The sequence below is a fragment of the Peptostreptococcus sp. genome (assembly GCF_977045075.1).
Map to the genome: position 1 here is coordinate 1 of NZ_CDRRTB010000123.1, position 3,088 is coordinate 3,088.

The window sequence follows — 3,088 nt, forward strand, 5'->3', positions numbered from 1 at the left end:
TCCTAAAAATTAAGAAGGTAGATACTATCTCACTTGTAAATGGATACAAGGGACTGGCAGATGCCATCAGCTTCTCACCAGTTGCTGGAGAAAAGACTATACCAATAATTTTAACTGATAACAAGGGGCTATACTCAATGCCTGAGGACCTAAAGGATCCATCAAGGGTAAGCAAGTCATACATAATAGGTGGTTTTGAATCTGTGCCAAGAAGTGTAGCATCTAATCTGTCATCACCAGAGAGGGTGAGTGGTATCAATAGGAGTGACACAAATGCCCAGATTATAGAAAAATTTTATCCATCTGATAAGTTAGACTATGTATTTGTATCGAAAAATGGCCAGAAAAATCCTGATGAGCTAATAGATGGATTGGCAGTTGGTGCTTATGCAGCCAAGGTATCATCACCTATAGTCCTAGCTAATGGCAAACTATCTGACAATCAAGTAAAGGCCTTAGAAAAGAAGAAGATAACTAACATTACCCAGGTTGGTTTGGGACCTAACAGTATGGCTGTTACAGAGCTACTTATCATGCAGGCAGGTAGCCATACTGACCTAGATACTAGCAGCATCAAGAGTGATGGTAGCCAGCTAGACAATAGTAAGATAGACAGTCTAGAGGTTGATAGCAAGACAGTAAAGAACACGGAACAGTAAGAGTATAACAATAAAAAGAAAAACCAATGTGTTGGAGGAAGTCTGATGAAAATTTACAATACTATGACTAGAAAAAAAGAGGAATTTATACCTTTAGAAGAAGGTAAGGTAAAGATGTATGTCTGCGGACCAACTGTATATAACTTTATCCACCTAGGAAATGCAAGACCTTTTACAGTATTTGATACACTTAGGAGGTATTTTGAATATAGGGGATATGAGGTTACATATATACAGAACTTTACAGATGTTGATGACAAGATAATAAAAAGGAGTCATGAAGAGGGCATATCTCCAGAAGAGGTAGCTGAAAAATATATCAAGGAATACTTTATAGACTGTGACGGTCTAGGTATCAAGAGGGCTACAGTCCATCCACAGGTAACAGACAACATAGAAAATATAATAGTATTTGTACAGGACCTAATAGACAAGGGCTATGCCTATGAAGCTGGTGGAGATGTCCTATTCAGGACCAGAAAATTTGAAGAATACGGCAAGCTATCCCACCAGAACATAGAAGAGCTAGAGCTAGGTGCCAGAATAGATGTTGACGACAAGAAAGAAGACCCACTAGACTTTGTTCTTTGGAAGGCTAAAAAAGAGGGAGAACCTGGCTGGCAGTCTCCATGGGGTGAAGGTAGACCAGGTTGGCACATAGAATGCTCTGTAATGTCAAATAGGTACCTAGGAAACACAATTGATATACATGCAGGTGGTCAGGACCTACAGTTCCCTCACCATGAAAATGAAATTGCCCAAAGTGAGTGTAGAAACGGTCATACCTTTGCTAGGTACTGGATGCACAACGGCTACATAAATGTAGACGGTGAAAAGATGTCTAAGTCTCTAGGAAACTTCTTTACAGTAAGGGACATATCAGAAAAATATGACCTGGGCTTAGTGAGATTTTTCCTATTGGCAACACAGTATAGAAACCCAGTAAACTTCTCAGATACAGTGCTAGAGCAGGCTAAGGCAGGCCTTGAAAGACTAACAAATGCTAGGGATAATGCAGAATTTATCCTAGGAAATCTAGATGATTCTAGCCTTAGAGATGAAGAAAAGGACTTGGCAGCAGGCCTAGACAAGTACAGGGATAGATTTATAGAGGCTATGGATGACGACCTAAATACAGCTGATGCTATAAGTGTTATATTTGAACTTGCCAAGTTTATGAATACAAACATATCCGATCAATCATCAAAGGAATTCGTTCAGTTGAACTTAGATATCTTTAATGAATTGACAGGTGTATTGAATATAGCCAACAAGTCTGTAGAAGAAGATGACAGCCTAAGCCAGAAGGTTGAAGACCTAATAGCTAAGAGGGCCCAGGCTAAGAAGGAAAAGAACTTCGCCTTAGCTGACCAGATCAGGGATGAGCTAGCAGCAATGGGAATAGCCATAGAGGATACAAGACAGGGTGTAAAATGGAAGAGAATATAGACCTAAGGCCTAATCTGAGCCAGGATGAGTTGGTGAGAATATCACCCCTTACCCTGGCCTACCTAGGCGATACAGTGTATGAATCCTATATAAGAGAATACCTGATAAAAAAGAACGTCTTCTTGAAGATAAATAATTTGCACAAAATGGCTATAATATATGTGAGGGCAAAGTCCCAGGCTAGGGCCATCAAGGGCATAGAAGGCATCCTACAAGAAGATGAATTAAGTGTATTTAAGAGGGCTAGAAACCACAAGAAAAATACCAGTGCCAAAAATGCAAGTATGATAGATTACAAGCATTCAACTGGTTTCGAAGCTGTGGTAGGCTACCTCTACCTAAAAGGTGACAAGGATAGGTTGGACCATATAATTTCCCTTAGTATAAGGGTAATAGAGTCAGACCAAAACCAGTCCAATAGGAATAAGGAAAAATAGTAAGGTGGTGAACTTTTTGGCTATAATAGAGGGAAGAAACCCTATAATAGAGGCCCTAAAAAATAATAGGCCCATAGAAAAAATAATGGTAAATAAGGCTTCAAAAGAAGGGTCTATCAAAAAGATACTTGCCATGGCCAAGGAAAACAAGGTCATAATACAAGAAGTAGATAGGCACAAGCTTGATGAGATGTCAGAGAGTCATGCCCACCAGGGTGTAATAGCTATAACAAGTGATTATAGGTACTATGACCTAGATGAGATACTAGAAATACCAAGACAAAAAGGTGAAGACCCCTTCTTTATAATATTAGATGGGATTACAGACCCCCACAATCTTGGATCTATAATAAGGACTGCTGATGCCGTAGGAGCTCATGCAGTCATAATACCAAAGAGGAGGAGCGTTCAGATAACACCTATAGTTGCCAAGGCGTCTGCAGGTGCTGTAGAATACCTACCCGTATGTAAGGTGACAAATATTGTAAATACTATCAAGACCCTAAAGGAAAATGGCCTATGGATAGCAGCTGTTGATATGGA

General features: G+C 39.7%; 4 protein-coding genes. All 4 read left to right on the top strand.

The window, feature by feature from the left end:
* Window positions 1-659 (top strand): cell wall-binding repeat-containing protein (locus tag ACW6OJ_RS07750; protein WP_456096241.1); only part of this gene is annotated, 659 nt, incomplete at its 5' end.
* Window positions 660-704: 45 nt separating this feature from the next.
* Window positions 705-2,108 carry a cysteine--tRNA ligase gene (cysS, locus tag ACW6OJ_RS07755; RefSeq protein ID WP_293430014.1) on the top strand — a complete coding sequence of 468 codons (1,404 nt, stop codon included), beginning with the start codon at window positions 705-707 and terminating at the stop codon, window positions 2,106-2,108.
* On the top strand, window positions 2,093-2,545 hold the full coding sequence (locus ACW6OJ_RS07760) for a Mini-ribonuclease 3 (RefSeq protein ID WP_456096242.1): 453 nt from the start codon (window positions 2,093-2,095) through the stop codon (window positions 2,543-2,545). Before cysS ends, ACW6OJ_RS07760 begins: the two co-directional genes overlap by 16 nt.
* A gap of 16 nt (window positions 2,546-2,561) precedes the next feature.
* A partial coding sequence (gene rlmB, locus ACW6OJ_RS07765; RefSeq protein WP_456096243.1) for a 23S rRNA (guanosine(2251)-2'-O)-methyltransferase RlmB occupies window positions 2,562-3,088 on the top strand: 527 nt, incomplete at its 3' end.

Bases quoted from the DNA above. Each gene is read 5' to 3' on its own strand.
- cysS (WP_293430014.1), top strand. From the start codon at position 705: ATGAAAATTTACAATACTATGACTAGAAAAAAAGAGGAATTTATACCT.
- ACW6OJ_RS07760 (WP_456096242.1), top strand. From the start codon at position 2,093: ATGGAAGAGAATATAGACCTAAGGCCTAATCTGAGCCAGGATGAGTTG.